Source organism: Bacteroides sp. B1-V-101 (assembly GCF_023656585.1).
Lineage (GTDB): Bacteria > Bacteroidota > Bacteroidia > Bacteroidales > Bacteroidaceae > Bacteroides > Bacteroides thetaiotaomicron.
Genome location: NZ_JAMOKH010000001.1, coordinates 362,915 through 385,473, shown reverse-complemented (window position 1 = coordinate 385,473; position 22,559 = coordinate 362,915). Strand labels below are relative to the sequence as shown.

At 48.0% G+C, this 22,559-nt stretch carries 19 protein-coding genes and 3 pseudogenes; 19 read left to right on the top strand and 3 right to left on the bottom strand.

All coding sequences use genetic code 11. The annotated features are described in order from the left end of the window. Positions 1 to 166 precede the first annotated feature (166 nt). The 10 genes and pseudogenes from NBH01_RS01685 (at position 167) to NBH01_RS01640 (ending at position 9,459) form a co-directional block, all read left to right on the top strand. Complete coding sequence (locus NBH01_RS01685) at positions 167 to 2,572, top strand: ATP-binding response regulator (RefSeq protein WP_004312905.1); 2,406 nt, start codon at positions 167 to 169, stop codon at positions 2,570 to 2,572. Next, positions 2,550 to 3,836, top strand: a complete 1,287-nt coding sequence (locus NBH01_RS01680) for a sigma-54-dependent transcriptional regulator (protein ID WP_225680016.1) — start codon at positions 2,550 to 2,552, stop codon at positions 3,834 to 3,836. Before NBH01_RS01685 ends, NBH01_RS01680 begins: the two co-directional genes overlap by 23 nt. 214 nt (positions 3,837 to 4,050) lie before the next feature. After that, on the top strand, positions 4,051 to 4,668 hold the full coding sequence (locus NBH01_RS01675) for an RteC domain-containing protein (RefSeq protein ID WP_004308105.1): 618 nt from the start codon (positions 4,051 to 4,053) through the stop codon (positions 4,666 to 4,668). Between the two features lie 188 nt (positions 4,669 to 4,856). Continuing rightward, positions 4,857 to 5,255, top strand: a pseudogene (gene mobA, locus NBH01_RS01670) (conjugal transfer protein MobA); the annotation flags it as partial. An 89-nt stretch (positions 5,256 to 5,344) separates the two neighbouring features. Beyond that, positions 5,345 to 6,031 (top strand): relaxase/mobilization nuclease domain-containing protein, encoded by a 687-nt coding sequence (locus NBH01_RS01665; RefSeq protein ID WP_004308102.1) that lies wholly within the window; start codon positions 5,345 to 5,347, stop codon positions 6,029 to 6,031. Continuing rightward, on the top strand, positions 6,028 to 6,201 hold the full coding sequence (locus NBH01_RS01660; RefSeq protein ID WP_162864683.1) for a hypothetical protein: 174 nt from the start codon (positions 6,028 to 6,030) through the stop codon (positions 6,199 to 6,201). Before NBH01_RS01665 ends, NBH01_RS01660 begins: the two co-directional genes overlap by 4 nt. Next, positions 6,170 to 6,469: a hypothetical protein gene (locus NBH01_RS01655; RefSeq protein ID WP_004308101.1), complete on the top strand. Its 300-nt coding sequence runs from the start codon at positions 6,170 to 6,172 to the stop codon at positions 6,467 to 6,469. Before NBH01_RS01660 ends, NBH01_RS01655 begins: the two co-directional genes overlap by 32 nt. A 33-nt stretch (positions 6,470 to 6,502) precedes the next feature. Then, positions 6,503 to 8,515 (top strand): annotated as a pseudogene (gene mobC / locus NBH01_RS01650) (conjugal transfer protein MobC). 38 nt (positions 8,516 to 8,553) lie between these two features. Then, positions 8,554 to 9,297: pseudogene (locus NBH01_RS01645) on the top strand (DNA adenine methylase). After that, positions 9,298 to 9,459: a hypothetical protein gene (locus NBH01_RS01640; protein WP_004308096.1), complete on the top strand. Its 162-nt coding sequence runs from the start codon at positions 9,298 to 9,300 to the stop codon at positions 9,457 to 9,459. A gap of 126 nt (positions 9,460 to 9,585) precedes the next feature. On the opposite strand, the gene NBH01_RS01635 is transcribed toward NBH01_RS01640, so the two are convergent. The 3 genes from NBH01_RS01635 to NBH01_RS26555 all read right to left on the bottom strand — a co-directional run bounded on the left by NBH01_RS01635 (position 9,586) and on the right by NBH01_RS26555 (position 11,162). Beyond that, positions 9,586 to 10,332 (bottom strand): DUF8464 domain-containing protein, encoded by a 747-nt coding sequence (locus NBH01_RS01635; protein ID WP_004318633.1) that lies wholly within the window; start codon positions 10,330 to 10,332, stop codon positions 9,586 to 9,588. 221 nt (positions 10,333 to 10,553) lie between these two features. Next, positions 10,554 to 11,006, bottom strand: a complete 453-nt coding sequence (locus NBH01_RS01630) for a M23 family metallopeptidase (RefSeq protein ID WP_008771124.1) — start codon at positions 11,004 to 11,006, stop codon at positions 10,554 to 10,556. A gap of 24 nt (positions 11,007 to 11,030) precedes the next feature. After that, positions 11,031 to 11,162: a hypothetical protein gene (locus NBH01_RS26555; protein WP_004311894.1), complete on the bottom strand. Its 132-nt coding sequence runs from the start codon at positions 11,160 to 11,162 to the stop codon at positions 11,031 to 11,033. Between the two features lie 74 nt (positions 11,163 to 11,236). Between NBH01_RS26555 and NBH01_RS01625 the strand changes: the two genes are divergently transcribed. The 9 genes from NBH01_RS01625 (at position 11,237) to NBH01_RS01585 (ending at position 22,549) form a co-directional block, all read left to right on the top strand. Next, on the top strand, positions 11,237 to 12,376 hold the full coding sequence (locus tag NBH01_RS01625) for a DUF4099 domain-containing protein (protein ID WP_225680018.1): 1,140 nt from the start codon (positions 11,237 to 11,239) through the stop codon (positions 12,374 to 12,376). A 5-nt stretch (positions 12,377 to 12,381) separates the two neighbouring features. Next, positions 12,382 to 13,563 carry a DUF6047 family protein gene (locus NBH01_RS01620; RefSeq protein ID WP_225680020.1) on the top strand — a complete coding sequence of 394 codons (1,182 nt, stop codon included), beginning with the start codon at positions 12,382 to 12,384 and terminating at the stop codon, positions 13,561 to 13,563. Positions 13,564 to 13,707: 144 nt separating this feature from the next. Beyond that, positions 13,708 to 15,156, top strand: coding sequence for a DUF6047 family protein (locus NBH01_RS01615; RefSeq protein ID WP_225693851.1), 1,449 nt, complete (start codon positions 13,708 to 13,710; stop codon positions 15,154 to 15,156). 6 nt (positions 15,157 to 15,162) lie between these two features. Beyond that, positions 15,163 to 15,474 carry a hypothetical protein gene (locus NBH01_RS01610; RefSeq protein ID WP_004311889.1) on the top strand — a complete coding sequence of 104 codons (312 nt, stop codon included), beginning with the start codon at positions 15,163 to 15,165 and terminating at the stop codon, positions 15,472 to 15,474. Between the two features lie 29 nt (positions 15,475 to 15,503). Then, positions 15,504 to 16,574, top strand: a complete 1,071-nt coding sequence (locus NBH01_RS01605; RefSeq protein ID WP_004311888.1) for a DUF6047 family protein — start codon at positions 15,504 to 15,506, stop codon at positions 16,572 to 16,574. Between the two features lie 20 nt (positions 16,575 to 16,594). Then, positions 16,595 to 18,361, top strand: coding sequence for a DUF6047 family protein (locus tag NBH01_RS01600; protein WP_225680025.1), 1,767 nt, complete (start codon positions 16,595 to 16,597; stop codon positions 18,359 to 18,361). An 11-nt stretch (positions 18,362 to 18,372) separates the two neighbouring features. After that, positions 18,373 to 19,575 (top strand): DUF6047 family protein, encoded by a 1,203-nt coding sequence (locus NBH01_RS01595; protein WP_004315703.1) that lies wholly within the window; start codon positions 18,373 to 18,375, stop codon positions 19,573 to 19,575. Then, on the top strand, positions 19,575 to 20,447 hold the full coding sequence (locus tag NBH01_RS01590) for a hypothetical protein (RefSeq protein WP_004318625.1): 873 nt from the start codon (positions 19,575 to 19,577) through the stop codon (positions 20,445 to 20,447). The genes NBH01_RS01595 and NBH01_RS01590 overlap by 1 nt, the downstream gene beginning before the upstream one ends. Before the next feature lie 209 nt (positions 20,448 to 20,656). Next, the gene (locus NBH01_RS01585) at positions 20,657 to 22,549 is read left to right on the top strand and encodes a type IA DNA topoisomerase (RefSeq protein ID WP_005680137.1); all 1,893 of its coding nucleotides are present in this window, start codon (positions 20,657 to 20,659) and stop codon (positions 22,547 to 22,549) included. The last annotated feature ends 10 nt before the right edge of the window (positions 22,550 to 22,559 follow it).

Sequence of the window (22,559 nt, the reverse complement as noted above, 5' to 3'; positions counted from 1 at the left end):
TGAGTATAAAAAAAGATTAAAAGATCAACTGTGTGATAGCAAACTTGCGAGGTATCCTCAAATGGTTTGAAACAGTAATAAACTTTTATCATAAGTTTCTATTATTCCCTTTTATATGAGCGAACACGCCTTTTTGTAGGATTCCAATATAAGAATGAAGACTTCCATGTGGTTGAAACTTAAAATCCTTTTAGGATATGTCATACTGCTTCTCCTGCTCGTCCTGACCATTCATATCTTCCGCAAGGAACAGACGAGGCGGAACAGCCTGCGACAGGATGAGCATGAACTGGCCTGTATCCGGCATCTGGCCGGAGAAACATACGCGGGCTTGCTGGGACTGGCCACTTACGGTGAAACAGCCAGCGTCTGGGATGAAAGCGACCTTGGACTCTACCACACAAAAAAAGACAGTGTCTGTAACATGTTGCAGACACTGAAAAGGTATGTGAAGTCTCCCGAACAACAGTCGCGCATAGATTCGTTATGCCTGCTGCTGGAAAGAAAGGAACTGTTGTTAGACACGGTCATGGACACGTTCGGGCGTCTGCGCAAGACCGGCGAGATCGTGAACAGCAAGATTCCGGCAATCGTGTCCCATATCCAGCAGGCGGATGTCCTTCCTGCCGAGAAAAAGAAGGAGGAGGAAACTCCGAAGAAGGGTTTCTGGTCATTCATCAGGCCCGGGAGGAAAAAATCGGCCTATCTGCAGCAGAAGGAACAGCTGGAACGCCAGCGACAGTCCATTGGTAAACATCAGGGTACCACATCTGTCACGAGCATGCTGCACTCCCTTGACAGGGAGGTGACCGACATGCAGAAAGCCGAACGGGAAAGGCTGCTGGAACAGATGGACCTCCTGTACAGTAACAACACGGACCTGAACCACAGGCTACACCGGATTGTCAGGGACTTTGAGGCGGATGCTGGAATACGGCTTGATGAGCGTTACAGGCAATTCATTTCCACACGCGACCGCTCGTTCCATACGGTCTCTCTGCTGGCTGTCCTCATCTCGTTGCTGACCGTCCTCCTGTATCTTATCATCCACCGGGATCTGAACAGGATAAACCAGTATCAGCGTCAGCTGGAAGCCTCCAATCGTGAGAACACGGAGCTCCTACAATCCAGAAAACGCATGATGCTCACCATCGCTCATGACCTTCGTGCGCCACTGGCTACTATCAAAGGATGCGCCGAACTGCTCCCCGGGGAAGAAAAGAAGAGCCGCAAGGACGAGTATGCGGAAAATATACTCCATTCTTCCGATTACATGATCGGGCTGGTCAATACGCTGATCGGATTCTACCTGCTGGATACCGGCAGGAACAAACCCATCCTTTCGATTTTCCGGCTGGAGACCCTTTTCAGCGAAACAGCCCGGAACTACGGTTCGCTGGCCAAAAAGAAAAAGCTGCGGCTGACAACCGCCTTTTCCGGTCTGGATGTGGTAGTAAGCGGTGACCGTTCCCAGCTCCAGCAAATCCTGAACAATCTGCTTTCCAACGCCATTAAATTCACCCGGCAAGGTGAAATCCGCCTGCAAGCGGAATACCGGAATAAAGAATTGCATTTCTCGGTACAGGACACCGGTACCGGGATGACGGAGGAAGAAACAACCCGGATATTCACAGCTTTTGAACGGTTGGACAATGCCCGTAATGTTCCCGGTTTCGGATTGGGGCTGGCCATTGCAAGCAGGCTGGTCTCCGGGATGCAGGGAAGCCTTACCGTAAAAAGCAAACCGGGTGAAGGCAGCACGTTTACCGCATTCCTGCCACTCCTTGAGGCGGATGAATCCACCCAGATGGATGAGACACGCATCGCTACTGATTATCATCTGGATGGAATCAACGTACTGGTCATTGATGACGACCGGATGCAACTGAACATTACCAAAGAGATGTTTAACCGTAACGGAGTGCGGTGCGACTGCTGCCAGACCAGCCGTGAACTGGTTACCCGGCTACGGTCACAAAGATATGACCTGCTGCTGACGGATATACAGATGCCTGAAACGGACGGCTACGGAATACTTGAACTGCTCCGGGCATCCAATATGGAGAACGCAAAGACAATCCCCGTCATAGCGGTAACGGCACGGGTGGATGATGACAACGAGTATCTGTCGGGCGGCTTTTCGGGCTGCATCCATAAACCATTCTCTATGGAAGAACTGATAAATACAGTGGCACAAGTGATAGGAGAAAAAGACAGAAAGGAGTATGCTCCCGATTTCTCACTCATCCTTTCAGGAGAGGACAACAGGGAGGAAATGCTCGCCCTGTTTATCGAAGAGAGCCGGAAAGACCTTGCCGCATTAACCGCTGCCTTAGACCGACAAGACAAGGAGGCCGCCGCCTCCATCCTGCATAAGAACCTGCCCCTATGGGAAACCGTCCGTCTGGATTTCCCCTTGTCTCATTTACGGGAACTGGTGACAGAACCTGCGACAGAGTGGACCAATAGACAATCCATGGAAATGCGGGACATCATCCGGGCAGTGGAAAAACTGATAGTATACGCTGAAAAATACGGGAGGAAAGCCTATGAAAACAATCCTGATTATTGAAGATGATATTGTGTTCAGCCGTAGCATCAGCAACTGGCTGGTGAAAAAAGGGATGAAAACCGAATGCGTGGCAACCCTTGCGAATGCCCGTAAAGCCATCGGGCAAAAGGAGTTCGACCTAATACTGGCAGACCTGCGCCTGCCGGACGGAAATAGCACCTCGCTCCTGAAATGGATGAATGAGAAGTACTACTCTATCCCTTTTCTGATCATGACCAACTACGGACAGGTGGAGAATGCGGTGACAACCATGCAACTGGGAGCCATCAACTACCTGTGTAAGCCTGTGCAGCCAGACAATCTCCTGGCTCTGATAACGGAGATACTGGATAAAAACGATAACGAACAGGAGTTCTACCGAGGTGAAAGCCCCAAAGCCCATGAGATGTACCGTCTGATAGAGATGATTGCCTGTGCCGACATCTCCGTTCTGCTCCGTGGGGCTTCCGGCACCGGGAAGGAGCACATTGCAGCCGAGATACATGCCCGGAGCCATCGGAAGAACAAGCCGTATCTGGCTATCGACTGCGGGGCCATTTCCGATGAGCTTGCCGCCTCCGAGTTTTTCGGTCATCAGAAGGGAGCCTTTACCGGTGCGGAAAGCGACAAGGTCGGATTGTTCCGTGCCGTTAACGGAGGGACATTGTTTCTGGACGAGATAGGCAACCTTTCCTATAAGACACAGATGCTCCTGCTCAGGGCCTTGCAAGAGAAACGCTGCAAGCCGGTAGGTTCCACGAAAGAATACTCTTTTGATATCCGGCTGGTTGCCGCCACCAATGAGAATCTGGAAAAAGCCATCGGAGAAGGACGCTTCCGGGAAGACCTGTTCCACCGGCTCAATGAGTTCACTCTGCAGATTCCTACACTGGCAGAATGCCGGGAAGACATCCTTCCTCTGGCTTATTTTTTCTTGAAACTCACTTGCGCCAAGGCCCATAAATCGTTTCGTGGCTTTGACCGGCTGGCAGAGGCGGCACTGCTGGAATATCCCTGGCCGGGGAATATCCGTGAACTGAAGAATGTAATAGGTCGAGCCGTACTCATCTGCCAAGAGCAATGGATTTCCGTTTCAGACCTGAACCTTGAAATCTCCCTTCCTAAAGAAGAAGAAACGCAGTGGACGGAAGAAGAAAAAGAAAAGGCGTTGCTTCTCCAGACCCTTGAAAAGACGGGTGACAACCGTTCCAAGGCGGCCCGGTTGCTCAATGTCAGCCGGACTACCCTGTATGAGAAACTAAGGAAATACCATATCATCGACTGACCGGAGGATAACCCGAAGCAAATGAGGTTTACAAAAGTGTAAGCCGTCCTAACATTCTTGTCAAGGACGGCTTACACTTTTTATTTACACCCGTTTCTATATGAAATTTGTTTATTGTTGATTGTCAGTATTTTAAAAAGGTATAGAGCTTTAAACGATAGCAGAGGCATTTCATTTGGCTTACTCCGGTATAAACAAATCAAATGTATGCCGTATGAAACCATTTACAGAATGCCGTATATTCAATTATTTATCTCTGGCTTCAAGCCCAAAACAGACAGTTTCCGATGAAGAATTCTCTTCCTCCTATACCGAATATGAACAATACCTTTACGACCTCGCCATCGAATCGGTTTCCGTATCGGAAAGGCTGCGCCATCTGCTTCACAGCAAGGTAGAACTGATTTCCCTAAAGAAGTTATTCACCCGAACAGGACATTTCCACACGGCAGTAGCCGAATTCTATCTGGACAAATGCCTCCTGCTGGTGGAGGCGGAAATAGAGCTGGTCAATTTTGGTGTACAGTACCCCGGAACCATCACGACACCTTCCTCGTTTCTTTCATCGCTCCATTGGAAAGGTTCGCTGGTCAACCTGATGGAACTGATCTCCTCGCTGGATTACAGCGGGCTGATTACGGACGAAAGCGGCAAACGCCTCTCTTTCGCCGGTATCGTTTCCGCTTTTGAGAAACTCTTCAATGTTGCCATTCCCAAACCATATGACCTGCGTGCCGACCTTGCCCGGCGCAAAAAGAACTATTCCGTCCTGCTGCCCAAACTAAAGGAAACCTTTGAAAAGAACATCGCGGCTTGCGGAAACGGGAAGTGAACAGGGGTATTTTTACCCCCTGTCACAAATAGTCATCTCTTGTCATTTGTAGTCACTTTCCGATTTTAGGTTCGTATCAAAATTATCACTTATTTTGCTGCCGGATAAATAAAACCTGAAAAGATATGGCTAAAATCAATAGTACACGCAAACCCGGACGGGCTGACACTTCGAGCAAATGAAGAGGCGGACGGAATCCCAAAGAGGAATCAGAACTTCATTCTTATTATTACGGATTCCGTCTGGACGAACTCCAGAACATCGAGTTTGAGAGGCTCTTTGAGAATTCGGGAGCTAATAATAAATCCCAGTTCATCCTTGCCGCCCTTTTCGACAAACCGATGAAAGTCGTGAAAATAGATAAGGCGGCAACGGACTACTACATCAAGCTGACCAACCTGCAGAGCGAATACCGCCGGATCGGAGTAAACTATAACCAGGCAGTCAAAGCTCTGCATACCGGACTATCCGAAAAGAAGGCTCTTGCCATGCTCTATAAATTGGAGCAACTGACTATTGAACTAATATCTCTCAACCGGGAGATTATCCGTCTCACCCAAGAATTTGAACAATGGTTGCAAAAATAACATCAGGAGCCTCCGTTTACGGGGCATTATACTACAATCAAGAAAAAGTGGACAAGCAGCAGGCACGGCCACTGGCATGAAACCGGATCATGGAACCGGCAGACGGCCATCCGACCATCCAGCACTGCATCCGTTCCTTCGAACCGTATCTGGCGGCTAACCGCCGGACTGAGAAGCCCGTTATCCACATTTCATTAAATCCACACCCGGACGATGTGCTGACCGATGAACAGTTGACCGCTATCGGCCAGGAATACATGGAAAAAATGGGATATGGCAACCAACCCTATATCATCTACCGGCATGAGGATATCGGCAGGCCCCACATCCATATCGTCTCCCTGCGTATTGACGAGCAGGGAAAGAAAATTAAAGATTACAAAGAATGGCAACGCTCGACCGCTGTTTGCCGGGAGCTGGAGAGGAAATACCATCTGTTACCCGCCGAGAAGATGGAGCGACGGGAATCCCTGCCGCTGACTGCCGTCGATTACCGGAAGGGGGATATCAAGCATCAGATAGCCAATGTGGTCAAGCCCGTCATGCAGGGATACAAGTTCCAATCCGTCAAGGAGTTTAAAGCCCTGCTTGGCCTTTTCCATGTAACGGTGGAAGAGGCCCACAAGACGATAAAGGGAAAGACCTATCATGGACTGGTCTATGCGGCTACCGATGAAAAAGGAGAACGGACCGGCGTAGCCATCAAATCCAGCAAGATCGGTAAAAGCGTAGGCTACGAGGCACTCCAAAAGAAATTTGTGAAAAGCAAACAATGAATTGCCCGACATCCCGTACCCGTACAGACGAAGGAAGCTATCGCTACCGCCCTGCAAGGACAGCCCACCCGTCAGGGATTCCTGCAGGAACTTTCTGGAAAAGGCATTGCCGCCATACTCTGGCAGAACGATTCCGGTGTGATCTATGGCGTGACCTACATCGACCATAACTCAAAGACCGTATTCAAGGGCTCGCTTCTGGGCAAAGAATATTCGGCATCGGTTATAAACCGGAAGTACGGCACGATCCCACCGGAAAAGACTGAAGAAGCCCCTGTTATCCATCCGTCCGAACCGGAAATGAAAGAGACGGAGCTGGTGGAAGGACTGCTTGATATATTCTCTTTGGAATCCTATCCGTATCCGGCAGACGACCTGACGCAAAGCCCTTACGGGAAAAAGAAAAAGAGAAAACGCAGAGGTCCGCATCTGGGCTAATAAAATGTATCACCATTAATTATCATACCGCTTATGTCACAAGACGAAACCAGAGGGCTCAATAAGAACCTTGACTTCATGAGGGCCATCAGCATCCTATTTTTAGTGATGAATGTCTATTATTTCTGCTATCCCTATTTTCTTTCCATGAACCTGAACATCGGTGTCGTGGACAAGATACTGCTCAATTTCCAGCGGGATACCGGGCTGTTTTCCCATTCGCTGGTGAGCAAGTCCTTCAGTCTGCTCTTCCTTTTCTTCTCCTGCATGGGAGCGAAAGGACGGAAGGACGTGGAGATGTCATGAAGGAGTATCGGCTGTTACCTTATAGCCGGGATGCTGCTCTTTTTTGGTAGCGAGCTCTTACTGACGGCACGCTTCCCCGTCGCGCTTCTAACCTTATTATATGTAGCTACCGTAGCTGCCGGATATATCAGCCTGCTTACCGCCGGAACCTGGATCAGCCGCCTGTTGAAGAACCAACTCATGGATGACGTCTTTAACGACGAGAACGAGAGCTTCATGCAGGAGCGCAGGTTGATTGCCAATGAATACTCGGTAAACCTGCCCACCCGTTTCCGTTACCAACGAAAGACCTATTCAGGCTGGATAAACGTGATTAATCCCTTCCGCGCCTCATTGATATTAGGCACGCCGGGATCAGGAAAGAGTTATGCCATCATCAATAACTATATCCGCCAGCAGATAGAGAAAGGATTCGCCGCCTATATCTATGATTTTAAGTATCCGGATTTAAGCATAATTGCTTATAACCAGCTGCTTAAAAACAAGGATAAGTATGCCAAGCCGGTCGGATTTTATGTGATTAATTTCGATGATCCCAGATACAGCCACCGGTGCAATCCCCTCAATCCTTCGTTTCTATCCGATATCGCGGATGCATACGAATCAGCGTATGTAATCATGTTAAATTTGAACAAGAGTTGGATTCAAAAGCAGGGAGATTTCTTTGTAGAAAGCCCGATTGTGCTATTTGCGGCGGTGATCTGGTATCTTAAAATCTATGAAAACGGGAAATTCTGCACCTTCCCACATGCCATAGAGCTATTGAATAAACCGTATTCCGACCTGTTCACCATACTGACCTCTTACCGGGAGCTGGAGAATTACCTGTCACCTTTTATGGATGCATGGAAAGGTGGTGCGATGGAGCAGCTCCAAGGGCAGATAGCTTCCGCCAAAATTCCGCTATCAAGGCTGATCTCACCTGCCTTATATTGGATTATGACCGGAGATGACTTCACGCTGGATATCAATAATCCGGAGGAACCCAAAGTTTTGTGCGTCGGCAATAACCCTGACAGACAGAATATTTACTCATGTGCGTTAGGATTGTATAATGCCCGTATCGTTAAAATGGTCAACCGAAAAGGCAGGCTCAAATGCTCTATTCTAGTGGATGAGGTTCCCACACTTTACTTTAAAGGACTTGACACCCTGATCGCTACCGCCCGTAGCAACAAAGTGGCAGTATGTCTGGGAGCACAGGATTTCAGCCAGTTAATACGTGACTACGGTGATAAGGAGGCGCGGGTGATCCAGAACACAATTGGAAATATCTTTTCCGGGCAAGTGGTCGGAGAAACAGCGAAAAACCTTTCTGAAAGGTTTGGGAAAGTGCTCCAACAGCGCAAATCCATTAATATGACCCGTGAAGACACCTCAACCAATATCAGTACCCAGCTCGACTCGCTGATACCTGCCTCCAAAATCTCCAACCTCTCGCAAGGAGAGTTTGTCGGCAGTGTCTGCGACAACTTCGGGGAGAAGATAGAACAGAAGATATTCCATTGCGAGATCGTGGTGGACAATGAACGGGTAGCCGCCGAAACAAAAGCCTACAAGCCTATCCCCGTCATAACCGACTTTACCGGTGCGGATGGTAAGGACCACATGCAAGAGGAAATCGAAAGGAACTACTATCAAATCAAGGAAGACGTGACGCAAATCATCGAAAAAGAGCTGCTTCGCATCCAAAATGATCCCAACTTGAAACACCTGCTGGAAACGGCAGACGATGAATAATCCCTATTTAATTTATTAATCATTTAAATGTTGTAAACATGGAAAAAAAGAAAAGTTCTCCGGCCAACCTGCCGGGAAAACCCTGCTTCCCCTGGGTGGGAGGTAAAAGAAGACTGCTTCCCGTACTTATCGAATCCCTTCCGAAAGACTTCGGACAGATGGATACCTATGTAGAACCGTTTGTCGGTGGCGGCGCCCTCTTCTTCTGAATAAGACAAGCCTATCCGGAAATCCGTTGCGTCATCAACGACTCCAACGAGGCTCTGATCAATGTCTACCGCGTCATCAAGGAATCCCCGGAGCAGCTTATTAAAGTGCTTGCCCGGATACAGGACGAATACATCGCGCTGGAGGAACATACCCGAAGAAGGGTCTACTTCATGGAGAAACGTACCTACTACAATGAAGGAAACCCGAATAACATCACCCGTGCCGCCCTGTTTATCTTCTTCATGCGTACCTGTTATAACGGCATCTACTCCGTGAACCATAGCGGAAAGCTGTCCGTCACTTTTGGTGCCGGGGGACGGGTAAAACTGTTGGAAGAGGAACTGATCCGCTTTAACCACAAGCTGCTGCAAGATGTTGTGATTCTGGACGGTGACTACCGGCAGACCGCAGAATACACCGGAGCCAACTCCCTATTTTATTTTGACCCGCCTTATAAGCCGGTCAATGAGGGTAACTCCTGCACCTCCTACATGCCACAGGACTTCGGAGATGAAGAGCAGATCAACCTGGCAAATTTCTGCAAGGGAATAGGTGAAACCGGTGCCAAATGAATGCTTTCCAACTCCGATCCCCGGCAAAAGAACCCTGAGAACACCTTCTTCGACGACCTCTATGCCGGTTTCCATATCCAGCGAATCAGCATCTTCCGTTCCATCTGTTCCATAGCCGAGAAAAGAGAAGCGGTCAATGAATTGCTGATCAGAAATTATTAAGAATAAATATCCGGTGGTAGCCGGGTAGCAATAAAAAGAGAGCCAAATCCCCTCCAGCAGGGATTTGACTCTCTTTTTTATTGCCTGCCTTTCATGCATCAGACAAGGACCAGTATTTTATAATTTTCAACCGGACTGTTTCTTTGCAGGCTTTTCAATCAGCTTCGGGGCTGTTTCGTGCTGATGATCCGTCTTGTTCTCCTGCGCCATCTTCCTGCCCAACAGGTAATCGTTCAAATCGTTATACTCCCGGTAGCAGTCGGACTTGTCCCTGACCGGGCATCCGGCTTGCGCCATCTGCTGAAAAGCCTGCCTTCCGGCGGAATCGTTATCCAGTAGGCAGAGGGCACTCTTATACTCTTTCAAGACAGGGATAGCCTTGCCTACATTGCTGACCGAATTTAAAACGATATAGTCCGGACCGTTTCCTTTAGGCTGTCCGTTACCGGGATGCGTAGCCTTGAGCGTGAGGTATGAGAGATAATCCATAAAGCCTTCAACCACTATGCAACGGTCGCTGCCATTTTTGATATGGGTAATCTCTTTGGGCGATATGCTGCCTTTTAGGTATTTGTTACGGATCTCGTACCCGCCGCTCCGGTTGGCAAAGCCTACGGCAAAATACCATTTTCCCTTGTTCTGAAAATGCACTTCCTTGCATGCTTCCCTTGCGATTTCAGGCAAGATGCCTCTTTCTTTGAGATATCCCAGCAAGACCGGGTTCGTCAGCGGATCAATGCGTACCTGCCGGTAGCCGGTAGCCTGCGGTTCCGCCTGCCGGGGAGAGGCTGCTACCGGACGGAAAGCAGCCGGAAAATGTCCCTCTATCGTTTTAAGCGCATAAGAGATATCCTTCGTCTTTTGAAGCTCCATCGCCAGGGTGATGATGTCCCCTCCCTGTCCGATGCCGAAATCGTATCATAGGTTGCGGGATGCGCTCACCTTGAAAGAAGGTGTCTTCTCCTCACGGAAAGGGGAACAATACCAGATACTGTCCCCTTGTTGTTTTACCGGGTTGAACCCCATACGCCGGAGATAATCCTCTCAACTGAATGCTCTTGGCTTCTTCAATGTTCATTGTGTAACGGATTAAATTAATGACTCTTTTTAGAACGGGAATCCTTTAGTATCACCCACTGCAACGGATTCTGCGGCTTCCCGTTTTTTCTCAGTTCAAAATGCAGATGGTTGCCGGTCGCTATGCCGGTATGACCGACATTGCCGATATGCCGACCTATGCGTACATCGCTCCCTTTCCTCACATGCAATTTGCTCAAGTGTGCATACAACGTGGAAAAGCCGCCCGCGTGCCGGATTTCGATGTACCAGCCGTAACTGCTGCTATACCTGGCTTCAACGACTTTCCCGCTTCCTGAAGCATAGACCGGCGTGCCATAGGGTGCGGCAAGATCCACTCCGGCATGGAGTATCCTTTTCTTTTTCACCGGATGCATCCTTATACCGAAACCGGAAGAAACGGCATACCTCCTCCGACTTTCATTCAATGGATACAGAATAGGATAATCGGCCAGTACGGTAACCGGCAACCGGCTGTCTCATATGAAAGACTTTCACTGCCGGGCAGAGTGGATACGGTAGATGACAGCACTGAGTCCGGCTTTATATCCCTTTGACGGGGACTGTGCAAAAGCCGGACATGACAATAAGTGACAGAACATGACAATTAATGACAACTTCCTCATAATCAAACTATTTAATGACAAAGATAGTAATTTTACCCTCGTAAATGATTCATTAATCTTTAAAATTAACGTATATGAACGATGTGAATTTAGCTCCTGAAAACAAGGAAGCAACCCCGGAACACGGGTATTTGATGGCGTATGACAAGAAAGAGCAGAAAGCCAAAGGTGTAAAAGGAATCGCAGCGAACGGAGAGCTGGAAACGCTCGAAGCTAACGAGGCGAACAGGGACCAGTTTATCAAAGTGGACCAACGTGGAAACTTCTTCACCAACTTCGGGAAGAATTTTCTCTACCAGTACAATAATCCCGGTCGTTACTCCCTCTACAACATGCCGAAGGAAACGCTCGTAGAGCAGGCCAAAGAAAAGATCGAAGCGGCGCAGGAACCACAGAACGAAGCAGTCAGAAGGGAACTGGCTTCGACCAGGGTGTATAATAACCATCGCTTCAACGAGCGGGAAGTGAATTGGGAACAGGCCGCCAAATACGGCATTACCCCGGACGGACTGAAGAACGCAAAGGACAGCCTCGAAAGAATGTTGCAGGGAAAGACTTCCGCTATCGCTTTCCGTGTGGCAAAAAATTCCGAGCTGGGGCGTGAAAACGGGGATGCCAAACTCTCCCTGTTCCGCGACGAGAACGGAGCTGTCAAGTTCGACATCCACTACATCCGTCAGGCTCCCAAGATCGGGGAAGACTACAGGGGACATGTCCTGACGGAAGAAGACCTCAAGGCCCTGAACCAGACCGGCAATCTCGTCAAGGCGGTGGATGTAGTCATTGACTACCGTACCAAAGAAACCAAATCCTGCTACCTTTCCAAAGACCCGGTGACCAATGAATTGTTCCATATGCCCGTAGAGCAGGCACGCATTCCGCGTAAGGTGAAAGATTATACGCTTTCTCCGAAAGAATACGATGCTGCCGTGCGCGGTGAGGAAGTACCGATCCGTTTCAAGTCTGATAATGGAAAATTTTATGCCACCTCCATCCAGATGAGTGCCGCCGAGCGAGGGGTGGAATTCCTCTGGGAAAGAAGCACCAAGAAGTTGGAAGAGGCACAGAAACAAGGTCAGGAACAAGACGGAAGCCAGCAGCAGCCCCATGCACCGGTACAAGTAGCCGGAAAACCCCGGAAAAAAGAGGAAGCCTCACAGCAAGCGGAAAAGAAACCGCGTACCCGTAAACCGTCCATCACACCTAAAATGTAAGAAAAATGGCAACCTATATTTCTGATGATCCCAAACTATTGGACGAGCTTTTCAGGAAAGACGGTGAAGGCCAGCTCCTTGTCGGTTATGAAACCGGCAAGGAGAAACCCCATGCAGAATCCTCCTATATGCTTTATCCTGCCAATCCCGACAGGCAAGACCCTGTCTATACGTTTATGGCCTTGTTCAGCCAACAATCGATAAAAGCCAAATACTCCGCCTTCGTACCGAATACCCGTCTGGAAATCTATTCATTCCCGAAGATGACGGATGTACCGGCTATCTCCGGAGATATTTCCAAAAAGGAATATATCAATCAGGTATTACTACCCTATATCCGGGAAAAGGGACTGGCTCCTCTAATAAGTACCAATCTGAGAAATGTCCTGTTTGCGCAGTCACGCAGCGATATCCTCATGATATCGGGAGAACTTCCGAAACTGACCACACAGCAGTTGGACGAGCTGGTCCATTTTCATCAGAAGCAGGATGAGCTGGCTGCCAGGTATGATTATAATCCGGTTTACAAATTACCGCTGCATGCTGTGGAAACGTCCAAAGGAATCTTGTTTTTCAGTGATACCAAAATGGGACGGGAGGGATTGAAGAGCTTTTACCAACAGTTATCCGGCAATTATTTCTGGGTTCATGGCGAACCCGGTCCTGTCAGGCAATACAACGTCAACTGCCTGTCCGACGATATCTGTCCTTTGGTGGATGCCTGCTACCGGAAGAATCCCCAAAGCGGAAAAGGGGAATATGATTTTGATAATGCTGTATTCTCAAAAGAGGCTTTCCGTGACAGGAAACAGTGGAAACTGGCGTTTGAAACGGACATGGAGCCGAGCGCTTCTGAATTTCTCCGCCTGAATGAATTTGCCGGATGTCCTGCGAGCCGTAACAATGCGGATATCAGCAAACTGTTGTATCTGATGGAGAACGGATTCAAGCGGGATATAATAAATGATCCCGATTTCGGATACCGGAATGTCTTTCAGGAGTATGTCACCCGGATAGACGACTGTATCAACGGACAGTCCTCGGGGCCAGATTTGTCAGATGTGCTGGATGACATGCGTTGGAAAGCCGGCTCTTTACCCCTCACCGGCAAGTATTGGCGGCAGGGCACGGACTCTTCCTGCCGGGAGAGGCAAAAAGCAACCCGTCCCATGCCTATGCATGGATAAACGGGGATTTCACCCGGATCGTATTTTCTAAGGATCCTCCTGCGAACAAACAGGTGTTCAAAGTGAAAACAGTCATCGAAAAGGCTTTGAATAAAAAGCAGGACGTGAAAAAGAAAAGAAATACCCACCCTAAATTGTAGAAATATGGACAAGAGAAACCAAATGGAAAATCCTTTTTTCGATCCCGACAAGCCGGGAAGTATTTTTGTCGGTATGGACCGTTACCATCAGTACTCTCCCCACCAGCCCCGAAATGCCCTCACATTCATTCAGAAAGGAGATGCGGACAGCCTGTTCCGCAAATTCCTGATTGACAATATCAAGGAAGCGGAGTGCTGCCCCTATATTCCGGATACGGAACTGCTCCGGTTTGACCTGGCGAACATGAGGCAGGTTCCACCGGTAGATACCCATACCCCTTTCGAGGAATATATCAGCAAGGAACTGCTGCCGTATTTTCAAGAACACTGCATTCCCCCTGCCAAACGCATTTCCCTGCGTGATGCGGTCTATACCTATAAATACAAGAATGAACCGGACGGCGGCATATTGAAGAAGTATCTCATGCAGGAACCCGCATACTTGGAGTTTCGATTACAGCAACAGGAAAAAAGGACATTGTACCGGTGCCAGCCGCGGTACACATTCCCCTTAAAAGTGGTGGAGAATGACTTCGGATACCTTATCTTTTCCGGTAACGAGATCGGCAGGAACGGATTCAGGGAGTGCATCCGGTACATCACGGACCATTACTTCGACCCGCACTACGATACCGGCCATCTGGCCGTCTACGACAGTACGTTCATGGACAAGAACCTGGTTCCTCTCATAGATGCCGCTTACAAGCCGTGCAAACCGATGGAACTGGATTATTCCTTCGATTTTTATCCGGCATCCTATATCGGTCTTGACGAACTGCCTAAAGAATTCATCGACAGTTTAAAACCGGTATGCTACCATTCGATGGAAGCGACAGCCGGGGATTTTATAAAATTCGCCACCGACTGGCATTTCAATAAGGATACACAGGTTTCCATCAGCCGGGAGAACCATGACATTTACCGGCTGCTGACCGTCATGCGTAACGGTTATATGAATATTCATGAACAACCGTTTACCTATTTCAATGAATTGCTGCCGTATGCCAAGGAATTTGAAAAAGTCACGCAGGTTAAATCTGCCGGCGAATTCGATACGGGAAAGTTCAAGCGGTTGTCTACGGAAATCCGGAAGGCTGCCGATGGAATTTTGAAAAGGGATTTCGATGTGAGAGGGCACCGTTCCCTTGAGAATATGTTGAATGACTCCACCGTTACCTTCACCGTCGGAAGCCGAAAACTGAATGAAGTTCAAAAGACGGCACTGGCTTCGGGATACGCACTGTATCTCCCGGAAAACAACAAGGAGGCGACAAGGCATCTCCTTTTTTGCAAGGCCGACTTTGAGCAGGGCAGAATTGAGGGTTCCTCCAAGCCCTTCGGCGTCAGGACATACGTGATAAAGGACGAACTGCTCTGTCCGCTGCCGGAAGAGAAGAATACCGTTAAAAAGACTGAGAATAAGAACAGACATAACAATAACCGTTTAAAATAAAGCGATATGATACCTAAAAGTCAGATGTACCTCGGAGCGCGGATTGTAGAGAACGATCCGGAAGAGGAAACTCCCGTTGTTCCCTATAAAGGAACAGTAACAGCCATTGAAGAAACCGGAAAAGGGGAACTGGATTACTTTGTCTATATCCGGCTGGATGATGAGTCCATGAAACAAAAAAGAATCTCCCTTTGCTGCCCGGACAAGATCATGACCTGTTTTCCATGGACTATAGACCTGGAAGAAAAACAGAAAATGGAGCAGAAAATGAAGAATAAAAAAGTTCCCGACCCGTCGAAACGGCATAGACTATCTTAATCAACCATTCATCTAAACCATAAAATAATATGAGTACATACATTGGTTTCAATTTGAACAGCAACAGGCAGATTGAACATTTCCAGACCATAGAGAATCGTTATGGCATCAATTCAGATGGCGGCAAATTTCTTTTCGGGCAGGCAGAACTGGCCTTGAAAGGCTCCTACATTCCTAAGGAAGAAGTCTATTTAATACCATATCAGGGTGCTGTACAACCGGGGAACATTGAAAGGTTCATCAAGGACATGACCCATAACGGAGGACTGTCTTGTGCAACTCATTTCCCATTGCGGGATATCGCCTTCGTTTACGAGAATACATCTCCTTATGGCATCCATAATGTGGATAGCATCCAGAGAATGCTTCAAAAGGCCAAAGACAATCCCCTGCTGAAAAAACAACTGAACGCTTACCGCGCATTCCATCAAGAAAAGGAAAAAGATATCTACAACAGGGTGATTACTGCAATAAATACGAACCAGGGAGTCCTGATGTTCAATGATACCGGCAGGGGGATACAGTGTGCGCAGAAATACCTGCAGCATATTGGCGATAATTTCTTCTCGCCGGTTTACAGGGATGCGGATAAACTGCAAATATATTATTTCAGCACTTCCAATATCAATCTGATCAAAGAGGCGTCAAAGTGTTCGAACATGTTTGAACATGGCTTAAAAAAGATATACCTTCCCCAAAAGGCTCATTTCCTGGATTCAAATATGATAGCCAACTATACCCCGGCGGTAGAATGCAGCATGGCTCCCTCTTTGGAATGTTATAACCAACTGGCCGAAAAGTTGAATCTGGGCAAGAGCCAGAAGAATTATAACATAGGCGTACTCGACCGGATCTGCAAGACCGGGCAAATCGGGAATTTGGAAAAAGACAGCCGGTTCAACCATCAAAACAGCTTTGTCTCCCTGGATGAACGGATCAGGCTGTCTTATGTGGGGAAGCAGGATGGCACACTGCTGAAAAATGCACTTGAACGGACCATCAAGGATACGGCAAAGAGAATCCTACAGACGGACTATGCGGTACGGGGCTATGAACCGCCCAAACAGGAAAAGAAAAAGAGTAGAAGTATCACCATGTAACTATTTTAAATTTCAATCGTATGCAAAAGCAAGAGATTTCAAACATTATGATTTTCTTTGTTACTCAGGACTTGGAAGGGCAACCCCGACAACTGGAGATGCACCTGATGCCGGAGAAAGAAGTATCGATGATGAATCAACGATTCACCGAATACCTCCAGCGGCAAAGGGAAATGTACAAGCCGTCCCTTGTCCAAAGCCACTTGCCGGATCTTTATCTGTGCCGCTACCAGTTTCCGGCAGGAGTAAGCTACCCGGATATCCGGCTCTTTGACAAGGATAACAGCTTGGTACAAAAATTCATCACCCGGAACGGAGGAAGCATGCAGGGCAATGTCTCATTGCGCGGACTGGAATACCTGCATTCTCACGATGAAGAAAAAAGCCTGCCCATGCTGGTAGCCAGCGGACTTGCCGACCACCTGCTTGTACAGCCGGAAGCCAAACGGTTCGCGCTGGCACAGGATACTCTCCACGACGATCCGTCGGAAACCCTGACCGCCGTGGAAACCGCCAAAGGAGTGCTTCTGTTCGAATATTCCGGCTTTGGAAAGACATGCTGCCATGCCTATATGCAACATCTGGCCGACCGTTTCTTCATTACGGACGAAGAGAAACCGGAGTTTGTCAACCTGTACAAGCTGACCCGTCCGGACGCAGAAGTGGTAAAGGCATTCCAAGCATCTCCCAATGCCTTCTCCTTATATACAAACTCTTTTCTGCCGGAGAAAGCACAATATCTGGATGCGACTATCCTGCGGAATGCCCGGCTGGACAGGAGCCACCGCATAGAACCGACATTCGATGCCTATGACAAGTTTGCTTCCTCCTATAACGTGCTCCCCAGTATTGCCAATGCCCAGATACTCCGGTTACTATCCTTACAGGAAACCGCAGGAATCTATGGGATAGACTATACAACCAGAAGGATTCCGTTCATACACAAGAATTCTTTCAACTCCCAGTTCAATGCGCTGCAGAATATTCCGGCTGAAAATAAAGGCGGACAGGAGAAGGTCAAATCACAGATCCGGGATCAGGCGGCCTATATCCTGAAACGTGATTACGGGCTTATCCCGGACAGCCTGCAAAACAAAGAGATAGACCCCATCATTTCCCTCCAGACTCCCAAAGGAGCCGTCTACCTGCCCACCACGGATGAAGGAGCCATCTATAAACAGTGTTACCTGCAATATCTGGCTGACCGTTTCTTCACTCCGGAAGTACAGGCTCTGGGACGAATCAGAGAATTCTATATTTCCTGCCCGAACCATAGCACGGAGCATTACATGCAGAAGCATCTGGACCTTTTCCGGTCCAATCCTTTCTACGGGCAGCTGGCGAAAATGCCATTGTATCCGATAGAGCAATCCGAGCTGTTGAAGAAAGGCGGCTATCCCATAGAGCCGACATACCATGCATTCAAACAGTTTACGGAAGATTACCGGCTTTCGGTAACGCCGGAGAATGCCGAGATATTCACCCTGCTCTTTATACGGGAATACGGATTACCGGCTGATTTCAATACTAATGAAAGCTATAAGGAGTTCACCCACAAAGGAAATTTTAAACCGCTGGATCAAGAAATGTCCGAACTGCAATCCAAAAAGGGATATAGTGAAAAGGCATTCTACAATATTCAAAACAGGCAGCAGCAACTCGCGGACAAGATACTTGGCCTGAGATACAGACTGACCTGTCCTCCGTTGCAACTGACCGGACCGGCGGCTTCGGAAAAGAGAAAGACGGCTTCCCGTCAGAACAAGTCACATAATCCCCGCATCTAAAACTGATTATCATGCCTGCATGGATGGAAAAAATAAAAGATACATTCACCGCTAAAGCGGATTTAAAGAGCCTGTTTATTGTGTTACAGCCGGATAATCAAGTCTCGACTGTCATGGTCGTGTCGTATGTTCCGACGGATAAGGACTCTTTTCAGGTATTTATGGATCTGACCGCCCGGATTGCTATGGATCAGAAAACCATACCGGATAACTTATTGCTGCATTTTGAGGGAATACCTGCTAAAGATATTCCTTTCACCAGCGAACTACCGGCGAAAGACAGTGAGAAAGCCCTCAGTTTCATCGCCTCTTACGGAGGCATCACTGAAAACAACTCCGTACCTTTACGGAAAGCGGCTTATTTGAGAGCATGCCAAAGGGAACTGACGGCAGAGAATATCCGGGATCTGGACTACTCACCAGCTTATAAGTGCTTTATTGCACACGAAGATGCGATGGAGAAGATTGCGGCAGGAAAGCAAGCCAAACAGTTCTACACCATAGCTGAAACGGAACAAGGTGTCCGCGTATTCAATGACGGACTTTCCGGGACTATAAAGTTTCGGGATTACCTGCAATCGACAGCGGACAATTTCTACTCAAGCTCTTTGCAGGATGTGGAGTCATTGAATATTTACCGGATAGAAACCGTCTCCCGCCGGATGCTGGAACTCTCCAACGGGAATCAGACCACCATGCCGCAGGCCGGGATGGAAATTCTGGCGAATTACAAGCCGTCCGTCACTTTCGACATGCATCCTACGGGAGAAAATCTCAACCGGTTTGTCACAGCCGGCGCATTGGAACTCTCTATCCGTAACCGGAACATTATGACACTTCAGGACATAGCAGCCAGAGGATACGCCCATTTACCGGCAGACGAATCGTTTGCCTATAAAAAGGATTTCTTGTTTGTGGAGAAAGGTATCCGTGAGATTACCCGGCAAAAGGAATTGTACCGGGATTATCCTTTCCGGCAGAAGATGGATGAATTACAAAATGCTGCCAGGTCATTGGCGCAAACACTGTTAAACAGGGATGGAGTCCGGAAGAACTATCATCGGGTAAGCCCGCCTGTTGTTGTTTCTAAGAAAGGAGAAGCTCAAACAGCCGAAAAACCGCAAGACAAGCCCGGACTGTCCTGTGGCAATGAAAAGAAAAAGGTCAAGACAAAAACCGCTTCCGTTAAAAAGCAGGCGAAGCCCAAATTATAATGCATATGGAACTGATAAATAATACATTCATTCCCGAAAAAGAGATACCACGTAGCCGCAGGGCTGCCGGAAGGAAAGCATTCCTGCAAACTTTCAGAAACCTGTTTACCAGCCGGAATCATTTCAGGAGATTCATGGATACTTACCGTTTCAACACGATCCGCTGGAGCGCGTCCAACCTCCACGAACCCTCATGGGGAAAACGGATCGGATTATTCTTTCGTACCAAAAATCCAATCGCTATCCTCCGGGATGATTACCGGAGCAATCGCAGTAATCTGTTGAATAAATGGGAAACGTCCAGCCTGAACCGTATCCAGATGGAACTGGTCCGAATGGGTAGTATGCCTATTCAGAATAAGGACAGACATACTTTCAAAGCTCTGAACAGCATTGAAAAGAAAATCAAACAACTGCAGGAATATGAAGGATGTCCCGATATGAGCCATGAAAAGCAGCTTCTGGCAACATACAAGTACATTCTTTCTTCTCCTTTTGACCGGAAGTTCGGAGGATTGCCACCCGATGAGATTTGTGGGATGCTTCAGCAGAACGGACTGTCTGAATCAAACCTTCCTTACCAAAATTACGAAGGAATCCTCCAGGGCCGTGAAACAGTCATGTACGAACTGGCAACCGGAAAGAACGGGGAGAAATACCTCCAACCGGCAGATCAGGTGAAACTGAATGCGGGAATGTCAGGAATCTCAATGGATTTAATCAGCCGTTTTCCGGCAAAGGAAATACCCCTGCCGAATCTGACGGAAAGCATACAAGTATCGGAAAAGAAAGAGAAGCTCTCCATTCCCAAAGAACCGAAGAAAAGGGTACGGAAAGAAAAATCAAAGGTCAAGAGTGTAAAAATTAAATAGTCATTCATATTAAAAAAGAAAGTAACATGAAAACAATTTGTATTTGTGAGAAGCCCTCGGTGGCACGCAGCATTGCCCGGGTCCTGGGCGTAACGGAGAAACAGGAAGGATACTTGAGTGGGAACGGATATGCCGTCACATGAACTTACGGCCATCTGTTGGCATTGGCCCTGCCTCAAGACTACGGCATTGTCCATGTGGAAAAGGAGATGCTGCCTATTATTCCCGACCCGTTCAAACTGGTTGTCCGTCAGATTAAAACCGAAGATGGATACAAGGCTGATCCGACGGCTCTGAAACAATTGGAAGTAATCCGTAAACTGTTGGGTCAGGCTGATCAAGTGATATCCTGTACTGATGCAGGGCGGGAAGGAGAGTTAATTATGAGATATGTGCTTGAATATCTGGGATATCATAAGGAAACCAAACGCTTGTGGATATCTTCCATGACAGAAAAATCGATACGGGAAGGATTTGATAGCCTCAAATCAAGTAAGGAGTTTGACAACCTGTACCGTGCCGCTAAAGCCAGGAGAGAATCAGATTGGGTCGTCGGTATGAATGCCAGCCTGTCTTTGAGCATGGCTGCAGGCAAGAGTAACTATTCTCTGGGAAGAGTACAGACACCGGCACTTGGCATGATTTGCCGTCGATATCTGGACAACAGGGATTTTATAGCCAAACCCTATTATCTGCTACAGCTACGGACAACGAAAGCAGGGAAAGAACTCGTCTTAACCTGTACCGGGAAATATGATACACCGGAAAAACTCGATGTGGACCGTAAAAAAGTGTATGAAGAGACGACAGCCAAAGTGGTGCAAGTGGAGAAGAAAGAGGTTCCAGAAGAAGCTCCGCTACTTTATGACCTGACCGCCCTGCAACGAAGTGCCAATACCAAACTCGGACTGACCGCAGAACAGACGCTGAACATTGCTCAAAAATTATATGAAGGAGGCTACATTTCGTATCCCCGTACCGGATGTAGCTATATCACAGAAGACATCTTCGAACAAGTCCCTTCCCTCATCGGCCTGCTTAAGCAACATCCCCGTTTCACATGGCATGCGGAAAACCTCTGTAACCAGCCTTTAAACCGGCACTGTGTGGACGATAGCAAGATGACGGACCATCATGCGTTAATCATTACGGAGAACTATCCCCAGAGGCTTTCCCTTGACGAGCAGAATATCTATTCCATGATCGCGGGACGCATGTTGGAGGCTTTCTCCGGCAAATGCCTGAAAGAAACGGTATCCGTACAAGCGGACTGTAACGGCGTTCTTTTCGGGATAAAAGGAAGCCAAATCAAAGTTCCGGGGTGGAGAGGCATCTATAACGAACCCAGTGAGAAAGAAGAAGGAAGTCTTCTGCCCGAATTTCAGGAAGACGAAATATTGCCCGTGCTCGGTATTGATACATTGGTCAAGAAAACCAAACCGCAGCCCATATTCACTGAGGCAAGCCTGCTTGCTGCGATGGAAGGTTGTGGCAGAACATTGGACGATGAAAAGGAAAAAGAGGCAATGGAGGATTCCGGCTTGGGTACACCGGCTACACGTGCCGGAATCATCGAACTGCTCATTGCCAGACACTACGTGGAAAGAAACGGACGGTCACTGATTCCCACTCCCAAAGGACTGGAAGTATATGATATTGTAAAAGAGAAGATGATCGCCAACGTGAGCATGACCGGAGGGTGGGAATGCGCCTTGCATGAAATCGAAACCGGCAAAGTTTCCACGGAAACATTTACTCAGAGCATCAATTCCTATACCCAACAAATCACCTCGGAACTGCTTGCCCTGAAACTTAACCATCCGGACTTGCCACATTGTAACTGCCCCAAATGCGGAGCAGAAACGATTATCGTCTTTAACAAGGTCGCCAAATGCAGCGATCCCAATTGTGGGTTCCTGTTATTTAGAACGTTCAACGGCAGGGAACTGACGGATAATCAGATGCTCCTGCTGCTATCGGGGAAACGTACCGGATATCTGAAGTTTACCAGCAAGAAAGGAAAGAAGTATGAGGCATCACTCGAGCTGGATGACAATTACAGGATTGAGATGACTTTCAAGGATAATAAACCTAAAAAATAAAGAAGCGACT